Annotated in this window: 11 protein-coding genes; 5 read left to right on the top strand and 6 right to left on the bottom strand. The window is 74.3% G+C overall.

Annotated elements, in window-relative coordinates; genetic code table 11:
* Nucleotides 1-88: 88 nt before the first annotated feature.
* On the bottom strand, nucleotides 89-2,335 hold the full coding sequence (locus tag B056_RS45340; protein WP_018501490.1) for a class I SAM-dependent methyltransferase: 2,247 nt from the start codon (nucleotides 2,333-2,335) through the stop codon (nucleotides 89-91).
* A complete protein-coding gene (locus B056_RS0108715) occupies nucleotides 2,332-4,923 on the bottom strand; it encodes an HAD family hydrolase (RefSeq protein WP_018501489.1) in 2,592 nt (863 codons plus the stop codon). Before B056_RS0108715 ends, B056_RS45340 begins: the two co-directional genes overlap by 4 nt.
* A gap of 308 nt (nucleotides 4,924-5,231) precedes the next feature.
* Between B056_RS0108715 and B056_RS0108710 the strand changes: the two genes are divergently transcribed.
* From B056_RS0108710 to B056_RS0108690, 5 genes are all read left to right on the top strand, one after another.
* Nucleotides 5,232-6,194: an ABC transporter permease gene (locus tag B056_RS0108710; protein WP_230202901.1), complete on the top strand. Its 963-nt coding sequence runs from the start codon at nucleotides 5,232-5,234 to the stop codon at nucleotides 6,192-6,194.
* Complete coding sequence (locus B056_RS0108705; protein WP_020572396.1) at nucleotides 6,194-7,450, top strand: ABC transporter ATP-binding protein; 1,257 nt, start codon at nucleotides 6,194-6,196, stop codon at nucleotides 7,448-7,450. Before B056_RS0108710 ends, B056_RS0108705 begins: the two co-directional genes overlap by 1 nt.
* Nucleotides 7,447-8,898, top strand: coding sequence for a glycosyltransferase family 2 protein (locus B056_RS0108700; RefSeq protein WP_020572395.1), 1,452 nt, complete (start codon nucleotides 7,447-7,449; stop codon nucleotides 8,896-8,898). The genes B056_RS0108705 and B056_RS0108700 overlap by 4 nt, the downstream gene beginning before the upstream one ends.
* Nucleotides 8,895-10,508, top strand: coding sequence for a glycosyltransferase (locus tag B056_RS0108695; protein WP_018501485.1), 1,614 nt, complete (start codon nucleotides 8,895-8,897; stop codon nucleotides 10,506-10,508). Before B056_RS0108700 ends, B056_RS0108695 begins: the two co-directional genes overlap by 4 nt.
* 100 nt (nucleotides 10,509-10,608) lie before the next feature.
* Complete coding sequence (locus tag B056_RS0108690; protein WP_026239482.1) at nucleotides 10,609-11,748, top strand: glycosyltransferase family 4 protein; 1,140 nt, start codon at nucleotides 10,609-10,611, stop codon at nucleotides 11,746-11,748.
* Nucleotides 11,749-11,910: 162 nt separating this feature from the next.
* On the opposite strand, the gene B056_RS0108685 is transcribed toward B056_RS0108690, so the two are convergent.
* The 4 genes from B056_RS0108685 to metG all read right to left on the bottom strand — a co-directional run bounded on the left by B056_RS0108685 (nucleotide 11,911) and on the right by metG (nucleotide 18,217).
* Nucleotides 11,911-13,785 carry a hypothetical protein gene (locus B056_RS0108685; protein WP_154676926.1) on the bottom strand — a complete coding sequence of 625 codons (1,875 nt, stop codon included), beginning with the start codon at nucleotides 13,783-13,785 and terminating at the stop codon, nucleotides 11,911-11,913.
* A gap of 97 nt (nucleotides 13,786-13,882) precedes the next feature.
* A complete protein-coding gene (locus tag B056_RS0108680) occupies nucleotides 13,883-14,740 on the bottom strand; it encodes an NAD(P)-dependent oxidoreductase (RefSeq protein WP_018501482.1) in 858 nt (285 codons plus the stop codon).
* Nucleotides 14,737-16,425: a hypothetical protein gene (locus B056_RS0108675; protein ID WP_026239481.1), complete on the bottom strand. Its 1,689-nt coding sequence runs from the start codon at nucleotides 16,423-16,425 to the stop codon at nucleotides 14,737-14,739. Before B056_RS0108675 ends, B056_RS0108680 begins: the two co-directional genes overlap by 4 nt.
* Before the next feature lie 94 nt (nucleotides 16,426-16,519).
* Nucleotides 16,520-18,217, bottom strand: coding sequence for a methionine--tRNA ligase (gene metG, locus B056_RS35860; RefSeq protein WP_035750803.1), 1,698 nt, complete (start codon nucleotides 18,215-18,217; stop codon nucleotides 16,520-16,522).
* Between the last annotated feature and the right edge of the window lie 85 nt (nucleotides 18,218-18,302).

The following is an 18,302-nucleotide window of genomic DNA, read 5'->3' as shown; positions in this document are numbered from 1 at the left end:
CACCCCAGCCGGCCCAGCCCGGGCCCACACCGAAGCGAGTTGCGTGAGCAGCACACAGAGCGGCTCTGACAACTCACTTCGGCGGGTGTCACCGGGCGGGGCGGCCGGGGGTGGATCCGTGGTCGGTGCGGCGGGTCAGGCCGGAGCCCAGCCGGGCGACTACGGCATTGCCGACGCGGCTGGCGGGAGAGCTCGCGGCGGACGGCACGCCGGGGCCGCCGGGCCCACCGGGCCCACCACCGCGGCGGGAGCGCAGCGCGGCGTTGGCGATCCGGGCGGCGGTGACCAGCTTCGACTCGTCCGGTGACGCGGGCACCCACGGCGGGCGGGGGACCTTGCGCGCGGCGGCCAGTTCCTGTTCGAGCTCGCTGATCCGGTTCAGCCGTTGCAGGTCACGGGCGGCGGCCTCGCTGCGCTCGGCGTCGATCCGGGCCCATTCCCGCTGCCGGGCGCGGGCGGCGCCGACCGCGTCGTCCTGCAGCGCGAGGACCCGCAGGTACAGGTCGACGCGGTTGCGCTCCATCCGGGCCAGCAGGGTGTTGGCGACCCACGGTGCGAGCAGGTCGGCGGCGCGGCGGGCCCAGGGGGCACGGCGGTCGAGGATCACACCGAGTCCGAAGATCGGCGCGATGGTGAAGAAACGCAGGTCGGGATGCTCGGCGACGAAGTCCTCGACGGCGGTGCGCACCCCGTTGCGGGGGCCGCCCTCGGCCAGCGCCCAGGAGAACGCGCCCATGCCGCGGAAGCCGCGGCCGGGGACGGCGTCCGTCCGGTCGATCTCCACGCCAACGTCCCACGAGTTCGGCTGGCGCACCGACTCCGGGATGCGGTCGGGGGCGTAGTACTGGTCCCGGCGGCCGGCGGGCCAGCCGACGTCGTGCAGGATGACCAGCGGGAAATAGGAGCGGCCGAAGTCGCGCACGGCGGTCTCGATCATCCCGAGCTCGCCGCGGACCGTGGCGTAGTTGTGGTCCCCGTCGATCAGGTAGGCGTCGGTCGGGGCGTGGCCGTCCAGCGCCTCGGGGCTGTAACCGCGGACGACCTCGACGTCGAGACCACCGCCGGAGGACGGCGCCACACCCGGTTCGGGGTCGATGACCAGCAGCCGCCCGCCACCGCCGCGCCGCAGCAGGTCGACGAGCAGGGACGTCGTCACCCCGCTCTCCGAGCCGATCTCGGCGATGCTGCGCGCCCCGGACGCCTCCAGCAGCGGAACCCACATCTCACGCAGGTCCGACAGCGAGTGCAGCAACAGCGGCGCGAGGGTCTTCTCGGTGATCTCGGTGATCTCGGGGGCGTGGTCGCCGCCGTCGTAGGTGACGGCCGCGAGCTCGGCGAAGCTGTCACGCACCTCCAGGTCCGCCGCCTTGGCCGCCGCCGCGGTCGCGGGTGTGCGCCTGCCGGCGCCGGCGTCACCAGGCTCGGTGCCGCCCGGAGCAGGGCCACCGGGAACCGGGCTGTCGGGGACCGGGCCGCCGGGGACCGGGCCGCCGGGCGTCACGCCGCTCGACGGGGCCGCTGCCGGAGGGCCGGCGCGCCGGCCCCGGGGTTCCGGGCGGCCCGGGTCATCCACGGGCGCGTCGAACGTCGCCGAGCTCCCCGGCGAGACGACGTACCCGGACGAGACGGGAGCGGGCCGGCCGCCGAGCGGGCCCGGCTGCTCCGCGGCACGCTGCCCGGCCGCGGGCGGGGCCGGGCGCGGAGTGAAGAGGGAGGACGGGGGCAACGCGGTCGGTGGTGGTGTCGTCGAGGGCGGCGTGGGTGGACGCTGCTCGACCGGAGGCCTCGGCAGGGCCGGCGGCGGCACCACGGTCGGCGGCGGCACCCCGCCCGCCGGCGGCACCCCGCCCGCCGGCGGCACCACGGTCGGCGGCGGCACCGCGCCCGCCGGCGGCACCACGGTCGGCGGCGGCACCGCGCCCGCCGGCGGCACCACGGTCGGCGGCGGCACCGCGCCCGCCGGCGGCGGGGACTGACCCGGGCCGGCCGCCCCGCGTTCGGACTGGCGGCCCGGCCAGGCACCCGTCGGGTCCGTCGACGGGCGGAACCAGCGGCCGGCGGCGTCCTCCCCACCGGTGGGATCGTTCCGGCCCTGGGCCGGCTGCCGCCCGGTACCCCGGACCGGGCCCGCCCGGTCCGGGCTGTCGGCGCCGTCCGCGCGGACCAGGTCGTCACGGCCCCGACCACCCGAACGGTCCGGGCGGTCCGGCCGGTCCTGGCTGTGCGGGCTGTCCTGGCTGTGCGGGCGGTCCGGGCTGTGTGAACGGTCTCGGCCGCCCGCGTGGTCCCGGTCGGCCCCGTCGATGTCGTCCGGGCCGCCGGGCTCGGACGTCATCGCAGGCCGCCCAGCTCACGGCGGATCTTGCGGGCGGCGCGGACGGGCAGGCCGGTGCGGGCGACGCCGGCCGTGCGCACCTGCAGCGGGTCGGCCCGGATCCCGAGCCAGCCGAAGGCCATCTCGACCTCGATCGCGTACGTCCCGCCCAGCGTGGGCTGGGTGGTGAAATCGATCGTGTAGATGATCTGGGGGTCGTCGCCGACGATCTCCAGCAGGTTGGCCTGCAGCAGGCGGACCCCGACCAGGGCGAGCTGCTGGCCGGCGAGGTCGTCCAGCGAGGTGACGGTGACCTTGTACGGCTCGACGGCGTTGTGCAGGTGGAACGAGATCGTCAGCCAGTCGAGGCGGAGCAGGCCGCGCCGGCCGGCCGGGTCGATGCGCACCCGCCGGACGCCGATCCCGTCGATGCGCAGGCGGACGATCGACATGCCGTCCCGGCCGGAGCGGGTGACCGCGATCTCCTTCTGGCCGTGGGCGAAGTCGGTGCCGGTGTCGACGTACAGCTCGACCGGGCCGGCCGCCGCCTCCGGGGAGACCTCCTCGGCGGGCACCCCGGCCGCGGCGGCCAGGCCGCTGATCACCGCGAGCGACCGGTTCGCGACCCCGGCCACACCCGCGGGCCAGTACAGCTCCCGCATCGTGATCTTCTCGACGTCCGCGGGGGTCAGGTAGGGCATCCGGCGGACCAGCTCGGGCGGCAGCAGGCCCTCGGTGGAGTCGGAGCCGAAGTTGTCGTCGTGCGCCCAGGCCCCGAACGCCGACGCCTCGGCCGCGGTGGGACGGGAGACGAACCGGGTCAGCGTCCGCAGCGACGCGTGCCGGGCCCCGGGCTCGGACAGCGACGGCATCGCCGTCTCCGAGCGCCGGTAGCGCAGCCACTCCCGCTGGAAGGCGAGGATGCCGTCCTGGACGGCGGTCCGCTGGGCGACCTGGGTCCGCGACGTCCGGTCGATGCTCAGGACGGGCCGGCCGTCGTCGTCGAAGGAGACCAGCGAGCCGATGTCGGGCATACAGAGCTGTTCGAGCACCTCGGGACTGCGCATGAGCTGGTTGGCCATCAGCTCGGGCTGCCCGCCGGAGGCCGCGTAACCCTCGATCTGCAGGCCGGCGAGGCGGTGCGTGCCGGCGGCGGCGTTCGTCGCCAGGTACAGGCCGACGACGTCGAACTCGCGCCCGGTGGAGGCGAGCAGCCGGGCGAGCAGCGCCTGGATGGTGCCGCCCCAGCCCAGGTCGACCAGCACGATGCGGCCCGAGTCGGGCAGCTGGGTGTCGAGGTACTGGACGTAGCGGTCGCGCAGCCGGCCGGCGGTCAGCACGATCTCGCTGCGGATGCGCTCGTCGGAGCACAGCGCCTCGAGGGTGTCGTCGAGCAGGCCGGGGACGTCGAGCCGGCGGTCGGTGAGCGAGGAGATGCCGGCGACGTTGTCGATGGCCACACCGAGCTGGCGCAGCAGCTGGCCGACGCTGGGCGCGTGCCGGCGGACGAGGAACCCGCGCAGCTCCTCGGGACTGCCCTCGAACACGTTCGCCAGCGCGCAGACCTGCCGGGACGCCCACAGCGTCGAGGTGGTCACCCCGGCGTCGGCGCCCGGGTCGGCGATCAGCCGGGAGAGGAAGTCACCCTCGCGCATCAGGCAGTAGATGTGGTCGGCGCCGTGGTCCCCGGTGCGTTCCACCGCCCAGTCGGCGAACCCGGTGAAGACCGGGCCGAACACGGTCGCCCCGGACTCCCAGTAGCGGCGCAGCCCCGGCGGGACGGCGGCGGCGTCCGCCCGGTGCAGCGAGCGGGCCCGCAGCGCGGTCATGCCGTAGTCGCCGTTGGCGGCGTCGAGGGGGGTGTCGTCCCCGGGGCCGGTGAGCAGGCCCTCCAGCTCGATCGTCGCCTTCAGTGACCCGGAGTACTTCGGGTAGTGGATGGCGACGAGCCCGTGCTCGCGGGCGCTCTCCACGTCCGCCACCGGGTGGTCCCCGAGGTGGACGACCCGGGAGGGCTGCAGGTTCGAGGCGGCCAGCATGTGCCGGAACAGCCCGTCGCTCTTGCTGATGCCCGCGTCGGAGGAGGTGAAGATCTGGGTGAACGGCACCCCGGCGAGCTCCGGGCGGCTGAGCAGCCGCTCCAGCTGCGCGGCCGAGAAGTACGTGTCGGAGAGCAGGTAGACCGGCAGGCCGAGCTTGGTCATGGCGAGCTCGGCGAGCTCCACCACGGCCAGGTCGGCCCGGCACAGGTCCCGCTCGACGGCGAGCTCGACGTCCATCAGGTCGCCGATGCCGCCCGCGCCGGGCAGCGCGGGGACGAGCACCTGCCAGATCTCGTCCAGGCGCACCTCGTGGGTGCCGCGCACCTCGTGCGAGTGCAGCCTGGCCTGGTGCTCGGCGTAGACACGCAGCCGGGCGAACTCCCCCGGGGTGACCCCGGACGGGAGCTGACCGAGATCGGTCAGTCGATGTCCCAGCGTGATGAACGCGTGAGCCGGCTCGGGCACCATGCGCCAGAGCAGAGTGTCGAATACATCCAGAGTCAGGGCCTGCGCACCGCCCGACTCCAGATGCGACCAGACCTCGCGAAGTCGGACGTCGGTGAACACTGCCCGCCCCCTCCAGGCGACCGGGTCCCCGGTCGCCTCTTCTGGGCCGGCCAGGCGCCCGGCGGGAACAGGCTGCTCGGGTACGAGACGCGCTGTTCGGGTCGTGGCGGCTGCCGGCCGGAGCCAGATAGACGGCTCGATACTATGAACCACCCTGGAGGTGGCACTCACCGGACTGGGGGCATCACCTCTCGGGCGGGTGCGCGGTACGGTCTACGGCCATCGTCACGAACCCGAGTTGACGACACGAGCCAACCGGTGACGGTTGCGCTGGGCGGAGGAGGGGCCGAGCACGGTGCGGGTCCGAGATGCACGCCCGACGCGGGGAGAAGAAGGCCATGTCGAGGGTGGCTGATCTGTCCACGCTCCCGAAACCGGAGCCGACGCGCGGCGCTCCGGCGAACCGTCCGCGCGGGTCCGGTGCGCGCCATGTCGACCACCGCAGCCGCGCGCAGACGCGGGTCCGCTGGGAGCTGCTGCGAAACCTGATCCGCAAGGACCTGAAGGTCAAATACAAGGGTTCGACCCTCGGTTTCGCCTGGTCACTGGCGAATCCGCTGCTGCTCCTGGTCGTCTACACGTTCGTCTTCCAGGTCGTGATGAAGTCCGGAATTCCGCGGTTCGGCATCTACCTGATGTCGGGTCTGCTGGTCTGGAACGCGTTCTCGGGCAGTGTCTCGGCGGCGTGTGGCAGCGTGGTCGCCAATGCCAACCTGGTGAAGAAGGTGCGCTTCCCGCTGCTGGTGCTGCCGCTGTCGGCGGTCGGCTTCTCCGCGGTGCACTTCGCACTCCAGCTCGCTGTGCTCTTCGTCGTGGTCCTCGGCCTCGGCTACAGCCTGTTCGGGCCGGAGCTGCTGCTGCTCGTCCCGGCCGGGGCGGTGGCGCTGCTGTTCACCGTGGCGCTGTCGCTGCTGGTGGCCGCGCTCAACGTCCGCTACCGCGACACCCAGCACCTGCTGGACGTCGCGCTGCTCGCCTGGTTCTGGGTCAACCCGATGGTCTACCAGTTCGGCCTGATCCAGAGCCGGCTGCACGAGTGGACCTGGGTGTACCTGCTCAACCCGATGGCGGTGGTCGTCATCACCTTCCAACGGGCGATCTACGATCCGCCCCCGGGGAACACCGTCGGGTCGACGACCGTCCTCGCGGACGCGGGCTATCGCTTCTACCTCGAACACCTGGCGATCGCCGGGCTCATCTCGCTGGCCGTGCTGTGGCTGGGGCTGCGAGTGTTCCGGCGGCTGCAGGCCGACTTCGCCGAGGACCTCTAGTGCCGTCGCAACCGCTCGCCCCGCCCCCGATGCAGCCCGCGCAGCCGGCCGCCGCCGCACCGTCGGCGCCGCCGGCACCGGGTGCCCCGGTGGTCATCCGCGCCACCGGCGTCGGGAAGAAGTTCGTCGCCTACCACAAGCGCGCGACCAGCCTGAAGGAACGCTTCGTCCGGCGGGACACGACGAGCGGCGAGGACTTCTGGGCGCTGCGCGACATCAACGTCGAGATCGGCCGCGGGCAGACGGTGGGCCTCGCCGGGGCCAACGGCTCGGGCAAGTCGACGCTGCTCAAGGTACTCGCCGGGATCCTGCGCCCGACCCACGGCGACGTGTCCGTCAGTGGTCGGATCGCGTCCCTGCTCGAGCTGGGCGCCGGGTTCAACGGTGAGCTCTCCGGCCGGGACAACGTCTACCTCAACGCGTCCCTGCTCGGGCTGTCCAAGCGCGAGATCGACCGGCTCTTCGACTCGATCGTCGACTTCTCCGAGCTGCGCCACAAGATCGACGACGAGGTCAAGCACTACTCGTCCGGCCAGTACGTGCGGCTCGGCTTCGCCGTCGCCGTGCACGTCGACCCGGACGTCCTGCTCGTCGACGAGGTGCTCGCCGTCGGCGACGAGGCGTTCCAGCGCAAGTGCCTGGCCAAGATCGCCCAGTTCCGCGACGAGGGCCGGACGATCCTGTTCGTCACGCACTCCCTCGACCTGATCGAGAACATGTGCGACCGGATCCTGGTGCTGGAGTCCGGCAACATGATCTTCGACGGGCAGCCGGTGGTCGGGACGAAGCTGCTGCGCCAGCGCCTGGGCAGCCTGCCCGTGGACGGGCCGCTCCCCTTCGACCTCGCGCCGGTGAAGCCGACCGCGGTGATGTTCAGCCGCAACCCGGGCGGGCCGTCCGAGGTGCAGTACGACCCGGGTGAGCAGCTCACGGTCAGCGTCGAGCTCGACCTGACCGACAGCGCGCCGCAGTACGTCTACCTGCACGTGGAGATCATGGGGCAGGGCGAGGTACCGATCTGGATGATGGAGACCCCGCCCGGCGGGATCAGCCCCGGCCCGGGGACCGCCGTGGTGGACTTCGTCGTCCCCCGGCTGCCCGAGCTGCTGGGTGCGTTCGCGATCAACGTCCGGGTGTCGGACGCCGCCACCGGCCAGCCGGTGACGGTCCGGCGCTTCGAGGAGCTGTTCGGGGTCAGCGGCCCGCAGGTCGCCGGGCTACTCAAGGTCGACTACGAGGCGAGGCTGCGCCGATGACGGACCGGGCGACCAGTGACAGGGCGACCAGCAACGGAGTGCGCCCCGGCCCGGCCACGGCGAACCAGGCGAACCAGGCGAACCAGGCGGCACCCGAGCCACTGGCCACGATCGTCATCGTGAACTGGAACGGCGCCCATCTACTCCCGCCCTGCCTGGACGCGGTCGCCAAGCAGGACGCGCCGTTCACCTTCGAGACGCACGTGGTCGACAACGCCTCGGCCGACGACTCTCGGGAGGTGCTGGCGCAGCGCTACCCCTGGGCGAAACTCGTCCCCTCGGACCGCAACCTCGGCTTCGCCGGCGGCAACAACCTGGCCCTGCGGGGCGTCACCACCCCGTACGCGGTGCTGCTGAACAACGACGCCATCCCCGAGCCGGACTGGCTGGCCCGGCTGCTGGCGCCGTTCGCCGAGCCGGGCGGCAACCGGCTCGGCGCCGTCACCGGCAAGGTCGTGTTCCTCCCCCGCTTCCTGCGGCTGACCCTGTCGACGTCCACCTTCTCGCCGGGGCCGCACGACCCGCGTGAGCTGGGCGTCCGGGTGAGCTCGGTGACGGTGAACGGCCGCGAGGCGCTGCGCGAGGTGCTGTGGGAGAAGCTCACCTTCGGCGCCGAGGGCCCGGCGGACGCACCGTTCTTCTGGACCCGCGGCGAGGGCGAGCTGTGCGTGCCGGTGCCCGAGGGCGGCCCGGTCACCATCGGCCTGACCTGGGCCGGCGACACCGCCAAGCAGGTCACCCTGGGCTGGGCCGGCGCCGGTGACACCACCGCGACGCGCACGCTGCCGGCGGGCGCCGAGCCGTCCACCGTGTCGTTCACCGTGGACGAGGGCGCCCCGCGCGTCGACGTGATCAACAACGTCGGCGGGATCGTGCTCACCGACGGCTACGGCGCCGACCGCGGCTACCAGCAGATCGACGCCGGCCAGTTCGACAACCCGGAGGAGGTCTTCACCGCCTGCGGCAACGGCATGGCGATGCGGACCGAGCTCGGCCAGGCGCTCGGCTGGTTCGACGACGACTTCTTCCTCTACTACGAGGACACCGACCTCTCCTGGCGGATCCGGGCCCGCGGCTACCAGATCCGCTACGTGCCGGGCGCGGTGCTGCGCCACGTCCACTCGGCGTCGAGTGTCGAGTGGTCACCGCTGTTCGTGTTCCACACCGACCGCAACCGGCTGCTGATGCTGACCAAGGACGCGACCGCGCGCACGGCCGTCTCGGCGGTCGCGCGCTACCCGCTGACCACCGCGTCGATCGCCGTGCGGACCTGGCGGCAGGCCTGGCGCTCGCGCAGCCGCCCGGCGGTGCGCCCCACCGTGCTGCGGGTGCGGGTCTTCGCCTCCTACCTGCGGCTGCTGCCGGCGATGCTGCGCCGCCGCCGGGAGATCGGCGCCACCGCCACCGAACGCCGGGTCAGCCTGCAGAGCTGGCTGGTCGAGCGATGACGACCCCCGACTCCGCTGACGCCGCGGAGCTGCCGGCGGCGGCCGGTCCGCGGGCCACTCCCGGGCTGCGGGCGGCGGTCTACAACCGCTTCTGGCACTCGATGGGCGGCGGCGAGCGCCACAACGGCATGATCGCGCAGGTGCTGGCCGCGGACGGGCTCGACGTCGACCTGATCGGGCACTCCGACGTCGACCTCGACGCGCTCGGCAGCCACCTGGGCCTGGACCTGTCCGGCTGCCGCTACCGGCGGCTGCCGGACCGCGGCGAGGACGCCATCGCCGCGCTGTCCGAGTCCTACCACCTGTTCGTGAACGGCTCGTACATGAGCCGGCTCGCCCCACGCTCACCGCGGTCGGCCTACCTGTGCTTCTTCCCGACGCCGTTCGACCACGACATGGCCGCCTGGCGCAAGGCCGCGGTGCGCACCGCCGGGCCGCTGCTGCGCGGGGTCAGCCCGGCCGTCAGCTTCGGGCAGGGCTGGTACCCGCCCGAAGGGGGCCGTCGGCGGCAGTGGACCTGGACGAACGGCGACGGCATCCTGGCCGTCAACCCGGGCGGCGGGCGCACCCTGCGCGCGGACATCGGGCGTCCCGGGGCGAGTGAGGGCGTGCGGCTGCGGGTCGTCGACGCGGACGGCACCGTCCTCGCCAAGCTCCAGATCGAGCAGGCGTTCGCGCCGTTCGAGATCACTCTGCCGTCCTCGACCGCCGGGACGGAGCTCACCTTCGTCAGCGAGGTCTTCTCCCCCGGGCCGGCGGACGTCCGCGAGCTCGGGGTGGCCGTCAGCCGGCCGCGGGTCACCGACGCCGACGAGGGCGCGCTGGAGCGGATGGCGCTGCGCTTCCCCTGGCTGCTGCGCGACCCGGCCGACCTCGGCTACCTCGAGGGCTACGACACCGTCATGGCCAACTCCGAGTACACCCGGGGCTGGATCCGGCGGATGTGGCGCCGGGACTCCGACGTGCTCTTCCCGCCGATCCAGGTCGACCGGCTCACCCCGGCACCGGAGCGGGAGAAGGCCGTCGTCACCGTCGGCCGGTTCTTCGCCCCCGGCCTCGGCCACGCCAAGCGGCAGCTCGAGATGGTCCAGTGGTTCGCCGAGCTGTACCGCTCCGGGGCGCTGCCCGACTGGCGGATGTACGTCGTCGGCGGCTGCGAGGACTCGCAGAAGCCCTACGTCGAGCAGGTCCGCGCCGCCGGGGCGGGGGTACCCGTCGAGGTCCTGCCGAACGCCCCGCGCGCCGAGGTGGAGCGGCTGCTGTCGACCAGCTCGGTGTTCTGGTCCGCGACCGGCTACGGCGAGGACGACCGCAAACGCCCCTGGACGGCGGAGCACTTCGGGATGACGACCGTCGAGGCGATGGCCGGCGGCTGCGTGCCGGTGGTCATCGACCGGGCCGGGCAGCGCGAGATCGTCCGGCACGGGGTGGACGGCTACCGCTGGACCGGCCCGGAGCAGGTCGCCTCGTTCACCCGCCGGCTCGCCGCCGAGGACGGGCTGCGCTCCCGGCTGGCCGCCGCCTCCGTGCAGCGGGCCCAGCAGTTCTCCGACGCCGCGTTCGCCGAACGCTGGCACGGCATCGCCGAACAGCGCCGGCTCTACTCCTGACCATGGACTCACCGCCGACCACGGGCTCACCGCTGACCATGGACTCGCTTCCGGGCACGGATTCGCTTCCGGGCACGGGCCGCTGACCACGGTGTCGAAGCTGCGCGTCGTCCTCGACGGAACCCCGCTGCTCGGGCCGCGCACCGGCGTCGGCCGGTACACGGCGGCGCTGCTGACCGGGCTGGTCGAGCTGCCCGGGGCGGAGCTCGACGTGGCGGCGACCGCCTTCACCTGGCGCGGCGGGGCGGGGCTGGGCGCCGCACTGCCGGCCGGGGTCCGCCCGGCGGCGCGGCGCGTCCCGGCGCGGCTGCTGCAGGACGCCTGGACCCGCTCGGAGCGCCCGCCCACCGAGTGGCTCACCGGGCGGGCGGACATCGTGCACGGGACGAACTTCGTCCTCGGCCCGCTGTCGTCGGCGCGCGGCGTGCTGACCGTGCACGACCTGTCCTACCTGCGCACCCCGGACACGGTGTCGGCCGCCTCCGCGCGTTACGCGACGCTGGTGCCACGCGGGCTGCGCCGCGCCGCCGCCGTGCTCACCCCCAGCCGCGCCGTCGCCGACGAGGTGATCGCCGCTTACCGGCTCGACCCGGACATCGTGACCCCGACCCCGCTCGGCGTCGACCCCGCCTGGTTCGACGCCGCTCCCCCGGCCCGCGGCTGGCTCGCCGCCCGCGGCCTGCCCGAGCGGTACCTGCTGTTCGTCGGGTCCGCGGAGCCGCGCAAGAACCTGCCGGTGCTGCTGGAGGCGCTGCGCCGGCTGCGCGCCGACGAGCCCGACACCCCGCCGCTGGCGCTCGTCGGCCCGCCCGGCTGGGGCCCGGCGCTCGACACCTCGGGCCTGCCCGCGGACGCCGTCGTCACCCTCGGCTACCTCGACGACGCCGAGCTGCGCTCCGTGGTCGCCGGCGCGGCCGCGCTGTGCTTTCCGTCCCGCTACGAGGGCTTCGGGCTACCGCCGCTGGAGGCGCTGGCCGCCGGTACCCGGGTCGTGGCCGCCGACATCCCCGCGGTCCGCGAGGTGGTCGGCGCCGCCGCCGGCGTCCGCCTGGTCACCCCCGGCCGGTGGGACGTCTTCGCCGACGACCTCGCCGGGGCCCTCGGCACCGCGCTCGCCGAACCGGCCGACACCGCCCGGGCCGCCACCGAGGCCGCCGCCGGCCGCGAGCACGCCCGCGCGTTCACCTGGCGGCGCACCGCGGAGCTGACCGCCGCCGTCTACCGCCGTGTCGCCGGCTGACCGCCCGACGCGCCCCGCGGGCCTGCTCGCCGTTTCGGCGGGCCTGCTCGCCGTTTGGCGCCTTCCTTGCCCTTTCAGGGCAGATTTCACCGGGGATGCTGTCTGAACGGCGAGGAAGAAACCAAATGGCGAGTGGCCGGGTGCCAGAAAGCACGGTAGCCACTACCGAGAGTAATCGCCCACCTGCGGAACTGGATCTGGGTCTTCCACTGGTCGAGCGCCCTCAGGCCGCCGATCAGCACGGACCCGAGCCGGCCGCTTCTCCCCGTTTCCGGGTTCCGCGGCGCCCAACATGACCAGCGAAAGACCGACCAGGCTTACTCCGAGCGCGCCCAGCACAGCCAGGACGCCCAGTAACACCAGGGCACCGTCCGAGCCGACGGCCGTCACCGCGAGCGCGTCATGCAGCCGGCCGAGGACGTTCCGGCCGGCGAGCCGCGGATCACGCCGGGCCAGCTCGCGGCCAAGCATGACCACGACGGTGATCCCGAGCGCCGTGACCAGGGCGGATGTCGGCAGCCCGCCCCGCGCGGCCGGGAGCGCCGAGCACGCGCCGGCCAGTGCCACCGCCAGCAGGGGCAGCGCCGGCAGCAGATAACGGGTGAACGGAGCGCCCCCGGCGGCGACGAACCCGACCAGCGTGGCGACCGCGACCGCGGCCTGCGCGATGGCGACAAGCCAGCACAGCACGCCGACCGCGGTACTTCGCCGAACACGGCGGCGAGTGGCCGGGCCGACGCCGTCGGATGTCCCATCGTCAGACATCCCGCCGTCAGGCGTTCTGCTGTCGGACGTCCCGCCGTCAGACGTCCCGCCGTCGGACGTCACGTGACCACGCGGGCTGTCTCCGGGCGGGCTGTCTCCGGGCGGGCTGACGACTGTGGTGCGTCGGAGGTTCCCGGCCGCGCGGACGGCCGCGGCGAGCAGCCCGACGACCATGACCAGGCCGACGCAGCCGGCCACCCACCGGGCCGCGCCGGTCAGCAGGACCTGGCGGCCGAAGAAGCCGCGGTAGACGAACCACCAGAAGTCACCGGAGGTGATCACCTCGCGCGCCGAGCGCGGTTCCGCTCCGGTGGGGAACATGTCGGCGATCCGTCCGGTGGCCGTCGGATCGCCGTAGAGCCGGATGTTACGCAGGTAGAACCAGCCGGCGGCCAGCACGGTGAGGACGGCTGTCCCGGCGGCCGCGGCTGTTCCCAGCAGGAGGTCGCGGGCCCACTCGACGCGGGCCCGGGCCGGCGCGGCGCGGTCCGGCACGCCGAGATCCGGCACGCGGCGCGCGGCGCGGCCCAACGCGAACGCGGCGCCGACGGCGGGCACGAGGACCGCGGCGGCCAGCGCGCCGCTGGCCCGGCTCAGCGCGGCCGCCGGGATCAGCAGCAGTACCGGGAGGAGGGTCCGGGCCGAGGGCCCGCGCCGGGCGAGGGTGAGCGTCGCCGCGGTCGCCGCGGTGATCAGCGCGACGGCGAGCGCGTCGTTGTAGACCTGCGCGGCGACGGCGACGAACCCGCTGATCACCGCGGTGAACGCCGTCGCGGCGACCGCCAGGTCGGGCCGGGCGGGCAGCAGCACCCGGGCCAGCGCCGCCGTGGCCACCAGGGCGGCGACCCCGATAGCCAGGTTGAGCAGCCGCGCCCCGTAGAAGCCGGCCAGCGGATGACCGGCGGCCCGGCCACCACCGAGCGGGACGGCTTCGAGCAGGTAGAACAGCGGCGGATGGTTCGCCGTGTAGACCAGGTCGAAGTTGCTCAGCCCGCCGGGACGGCGGGCGCAGCCGGGCAGGATCGCCACGTCCCGCAGGTCGATCGCGGCCCGTGCCTCCACGGGGGGAACCCGGCAGCCGGCCGGCAGCCCGGGCATGCCCGGGACGGCGGCACGCACCGCGGTGTCCAGCTCCGGAAGCCGGCCGGCGGCGACCTCGAGGGCGTAGGCGGTGTGCTGGGCCTCGTCCGCCCCCGCGAACGGGGCGGTCGCGAACGCGGTGAGCAGGCCGACGGAGCCGAACAGCAGCCCCGCGCCCGCCACACCGATCACCAGCCAGCGCCGCCGCGAGCCCGGCCGAAGCCGGAGCGGCCTCGGCCGGAACCGCCCCGCGGGGCGCCCGCCCGCGCCGGCTTCGGTTCGGGCGGGCTCAGGCCGGGTCGGGCACATCCGCGGCGGCCAGCGCGGCGAAGTCGTGCTCGGCGTGGCCGGCCCGGGTGGCGGCGGCGGTCAGGGCCAGGGTCGCCTCGGCGATCGGCAGCCGTCCCGCGACCGAGTCGGTGGCCAGCCGGACGTCCTTGGCGAGCCCGGCGACGGTGAACGCCGGGGTGGAGTAGTCACCCGACTCCAGCATCGCCCGTTTGTACTCGACGACGAACCCCAGTGGCCCGGCCGCCAGCTCGGACAGCAGCAGCCCGCGGTCGACGCCGAGCTCGGTGCCGTAGCGGAGCACCTCGGCGACGGCGGCCGTCGCCTCGGCCAGGCCGAGGTTGAACACCGTCTTGAGCGCGCTGGCGGCGCCGACCGGCCCGACGTGGTCGACGCGCCCCGGGTCACCGAAGGTCCCGAGGATGCCGCGGGCCGCGGCGAGATCGGCGGCGGCGGCGCCCACCAGGACCCGCAGGGTGCCCGCCTCGGCCGGACCGATCGTGCCGATCACCGGCGCGTCCAGGTAGCGCAGGCCGGCCGCCAGGGCGACGCCGCCCTGCTCACGGGCGGCCGCGGGGCCGACCGTCGTGCAGTTGATCACGAGCAGGCCGGGCGGCGCGGCGGGGATCACCGCGGCGAGGACGTCGGCCGCCGAGGCCGGGTCGAACAGCATCAGCACGCAGGCGTCCGCGCCGCGCACCGCCGCCGCCGGGTCGGTGGCCTCGCCGGCGCCGCGGGCCGTCAGCTCGCCGGCGCGCCCGGGTGTCCGGTTCCAGACGACCAGTTCGTGCCCGGCGGCCAGGATGTGGTGGGCCATCCGGGCGCCCATCCGGCCCAGGCCGAGAAACGCGACCCTCACGCGGTACCTCCCTCGTCGACACTCTCGCCGCGACCAGTCGGCCGCGGTCGAAGCACCCGCCCCAGCCCGGCCGCGCCGAGCAGCGCGGCCGGGGCGAGCAGGCCGACGACCGATCCCAGATAGCGGTAATCGAACGCCGAGGTCAGGGAGCTTAGGAGCAGGGTGGCCAGGCTCGCTCCCCCGAGCAGCCAGAACAGTCGGCCTGGGCCGGCGCGGCGTCGCGCCGGCGCGACGACCGCCGCCAACACCCCGGCGAGCAGGCCCAGGCCGACCAGGGGCATCGGCCCGTAGCCCAGCCGGGAGTAGAAGGCGAGCAGCTCGGCCGGGGGGTCGTGCAGCCGCGCGACGGAGAAGTACCCGTCGGCGGCGTGCGGGCCGTCCGCGCCGAGCCGGTTGGTGCCGGTCCGGGGCAGCTCCCAGGTGTCGGCACGGCTGGTGAGCCGGTTCTCGTACGGGACGGGCGAGAAGTACCCGGCCAGGTAGCGGGCGGTCGAGGTGACCATCGCCCACGGCTGTTCGCGGAGCACGTGCCGGGCGAACTCGCCGGCGAGCTCCTCGCGGCCCGGTGGCACCAGGTCGTTGCCCTGGCGCAGCGGTGAGTCGTCCGGCCAGAGGTAGGTCACCGGGGAGCCGCGCTCGCCGACCGGGCGCGGGTCGCACAGCGACCGCAGCTCGGGATCGCCCGGCAGCCGCTCGCAGTCGGCGAAGGGGGCGACCCGCCCGTAGAGGAAGAAGCCGGAGTGCGCGGTGACGGTGAAGCCCTTGCCCTGCCCGGCGCTCCACGCCGAGTACGCGACGACCGGGACGGCCGCCCCCAGCAGGAACGCGAGCACGGCCCCCGCCGCGACGACCGCCGCGCGGGCCCGCCGCCAGTGCGTGCCGGCCAGGACGACGGCGCCGGCCGCGCCCACCGCGAGCGGGCCGTAGCCGACCGTGCGGACGGTGAGGCTGGCGCCGAGCAGCAGCCCGGCGACGGCGAAGCGCCACGCGGACGGCCGGCCGGGCCGGGCCAGCAGCACGAGGCCGCCGAGGACGAGCGTCCCGAACAGGCTGTCGGCCAGGACGAACTGGCCGAGGTCGAGCACCCAGGGAGCCAGCAGCGCCGGGGCCGCGACCACCGCGGCGGGCCAGCTCCCGGTGCGGCGGGCCGCCGTGAGTGGGCCGTGCCGCTCGAACAGGCGACGCGCCACCGCGTAGAGACCGACCCCGGCCAGCAGCGACGCCGTCTGCTGGACGAGCACCAGCCGGGTCAGGTGGTCGGGGGCGCCGATGACCCGCAGGAACATCGGGTAGCCCGAGGGCCGCCAGTCACCCGCCCACAGCCGGTTCGTGGCCTGGTCGAGGTAGGCCGGCGAGTCGCCGTAGTAGAAAAGCGCGGGCCGGTAGGCCAGCAGGACGGCCACCCGGGCCCCGACGGCCGGCACGAGCAGGATCAGGAAGGCGGCATGGCGCCGCGCGAAGCCACCGAGGCGCCGCGCCGCGGACGGCCGCTCCGCACGGTGTTGCTCCGTGGGGTGTTCGTCCGCAGAGGGCTGATCCGCGAGCCGCCGATCCGCAAGATGAGATCGCGAATTGTGACGATCAAGCGAGGCAGGGTCGGGCTGTAGCGGTAGGTTCCCCGCCGCCGGCCCGGCCTGGGAGGGTGGCGTACCCAGGGCGGGCGGCGGGCCCGATGAGCTCGCCATTGCGCCCCAGTCTCCCAGGCCGGTCCGACACGTTCGGCGGCACCCCCGCCGGGGCGCCCCGGCGGGGCAGGCCCCCGACCGGGCGGGCCCCAGGTCAGGCGCCGGCGTCCGCCGGGGCCTTGTCCAGCGCGCCGACGTCCAGCTTGGTGAACAGGCCGCCGGACCAGGTGAGGCGACGGCCGGCCGGGACGGGCCGGCGCTCCCAGCCGTCGAGGTCGATGCCCAGCACCTCGGCCACCCGGGCCGAGCTGAACGGCAGGAACGGGGCCAGCGCGGTGGTGATGCCGGAGATCGCCTGGATGGAGACCGCGAGGCTGCGCGCCGCGGCCGCCCGGTCGACCTTGACGGTCTTCCACGGCTCCTCGCGGTAGAGGTAGGCGTTCACCTCGGCGGAGATCTCCATCGCCGCCCGCAGCGCCGCCCGCTGCTCGACCCTGCCCAGCAGCTCGCCGACCCGGACGAGGCCGGCGTCCACCGAGTCGAGCAGCGCCGCGTGCACACCGTCGAGCTCGCCGGTCTCCGGCAGCTCGCCGTCGAAGAACTTGTTGATCTGGGCGAGGACCCGGTTGACGAGGTTGCCCCAGTTGGCGATCAGCTCGTCGTTCACCCGGCGGATGATGTCCGCGTCGGAGATCTCGGTGTCGTTCTGCTCGGGCAGCACCGAGGCCAGGGCGAAGCGCAGCGCGTCCGGCTGGAGCAGGTCGAGGTACTCGCGCACCCCGCGCCCGATGCCCGCCGACTTCGACGCCTTCGCCCCGCCGAAGGTGACGTACTGGTTCGCCGGGACGTCCGTCGGCAGGTCCAGGCCGCCGTAGCCGATCAGCATCGCCGGCCAGATGACGGTGTGGAAGGGGATGTTGTCCTTGCCGACGAAGTAGTACGCCGCCGCTTCCGGGTCCTCCCACCACGCGCGCCAGGCCTCCGGGTCACCCGAGGCGGCCGCCCACTCCTTGCTCGCCGACAGGTAGCCGATGACGGCCTCGAACCAGACGTAGAGCCGCTTGCCGGGGCCGAGCTCGTCGGTGGGCAGCGGGACGCCCCAGTCCAGGTCCCGGGTGATCGCGCGGTCGTGCAGGCCGTCCTTGACGAACTGCACCGACCAGTTCAGGACGTGCCGACGCCAGCCCTGCCGGGTCTGCAGCCAGTCGAGGAGCTGGTCGGCCAGGCCGGACAGCCGCAGGAAGAAGTGCGTCGTCTGGCGCATCTCCGGGACGGCCCCGGTGACCTTGCTGCGCGGGTCGATCAGCAGCTCCGGGTCGAGGGTGCGCCCGCAGTTCTCGCACTGGTCGCCGCGCGCCTGCTGGTACGAGCAGTGCGGGCAGGTGCCGACGACGTACCGGTCGGGCAGGAAGCGCCCCGCGTCCGGGTCGTAGAACTGCGAGGTCTCCTTCGGGTAGATGTAGCCGGCCTCGCGCAGGCGGGTGAACACGTCCTGGGCGACCGCGGTGTGGTTGTCCGTGCGGGTGCTCGTGAAGAGGTCGAAGCTGATCCCGAGGTCGGACCAGATGCGCACGAACTCCGGGTGGTACCGGTCGACGATCTCCTGCGGGGAGACGCCCTCCTCGTCCGCCCGCACCGTGATCGGGGTGCCGTGCGCGTCGGACCCGGAGACCATCAGCACCCGGTTGCCCGCCATGCGCTGGTAGCGGGCGAAGATGTCCGCGGGCAGGTAGGCGCCGGCGATGTGCCCGAGATGCGGTGCACCGTTGGCGTACGGCCACGCGACGGCGACAAGGACGGGACGGCTGCCGTGCCGCGCCGCCGTGTCGGGAGTCTGAGTGCTCACAGCCATCAAGCTACCCGCTGGACGTGAGCCGAGATCTGCACCGACGGCGAGTCCCCGGGCCGGTCGCCGGCCGGTCGCCGGCCGCTCGACG

It is taken from the genome of Parafrankia discariae (assembly GCF_000373365.1).
Taxonomy (GTDB): domain Bacteria; phylum Actinomycetota; class Actinomycetes; order Frankiales; family Frankiaceae; genus Parafrankia; species Parafrankia discariae.
Note: the sequence above shows the minus strand (reverse complement) of the source record. Positions and strands in the feature narration are given on the sequence as shown.

What these genes read in the sequence shown, in the direction of transcription:
- B056_RS0108695 (WP_018501485.1), top strand. Translation starts at nt 8,895, where the DNA reads ATGACGACCCCCGACTCCGCTGACGCCGCGGAGCTGCCGGCGGCGGCC.
- B056_RS0108710 (WP_230202901.1), top strand. Translation starts at nt 5,232, where the DNA reads ATGCACGCCCGACGCGGGGAGAAGAAGGCCATGTCGAGGGTGGCTGAT.
- metG (WP_035750803.1), bottom strand. Translation starts at nt 18,217, where the DNA reads ATGGCTGTGAGCACTCAGACTCCCGACACGGCGGCGCGGCACGGCAGC.
- B056_RS0108700 (WP_020572395.1), top strand. Translation starts at nt 7,447, where the DNA reads ATGACGGACCGGGCGACCAGTGACAGGGCGACCAGCAACGGAGTGCGC.
- B056_RS45340 (WP_018501490.1), bottom strand. Translation starts at nt 2,335, where the DNA reads ATGACGTCCGAGCCCGGCGGCCCGGACGACATCGACGGGGCCGACCGG.
- B056_RS0108675 (WP_026239481.1), bottom strand. Translation starts at nt 16,425, where the DNA reads ATGGCGAGCTCATCGGGCCCGCCGCCCGCCCTGGGTACGCCACCCTCC.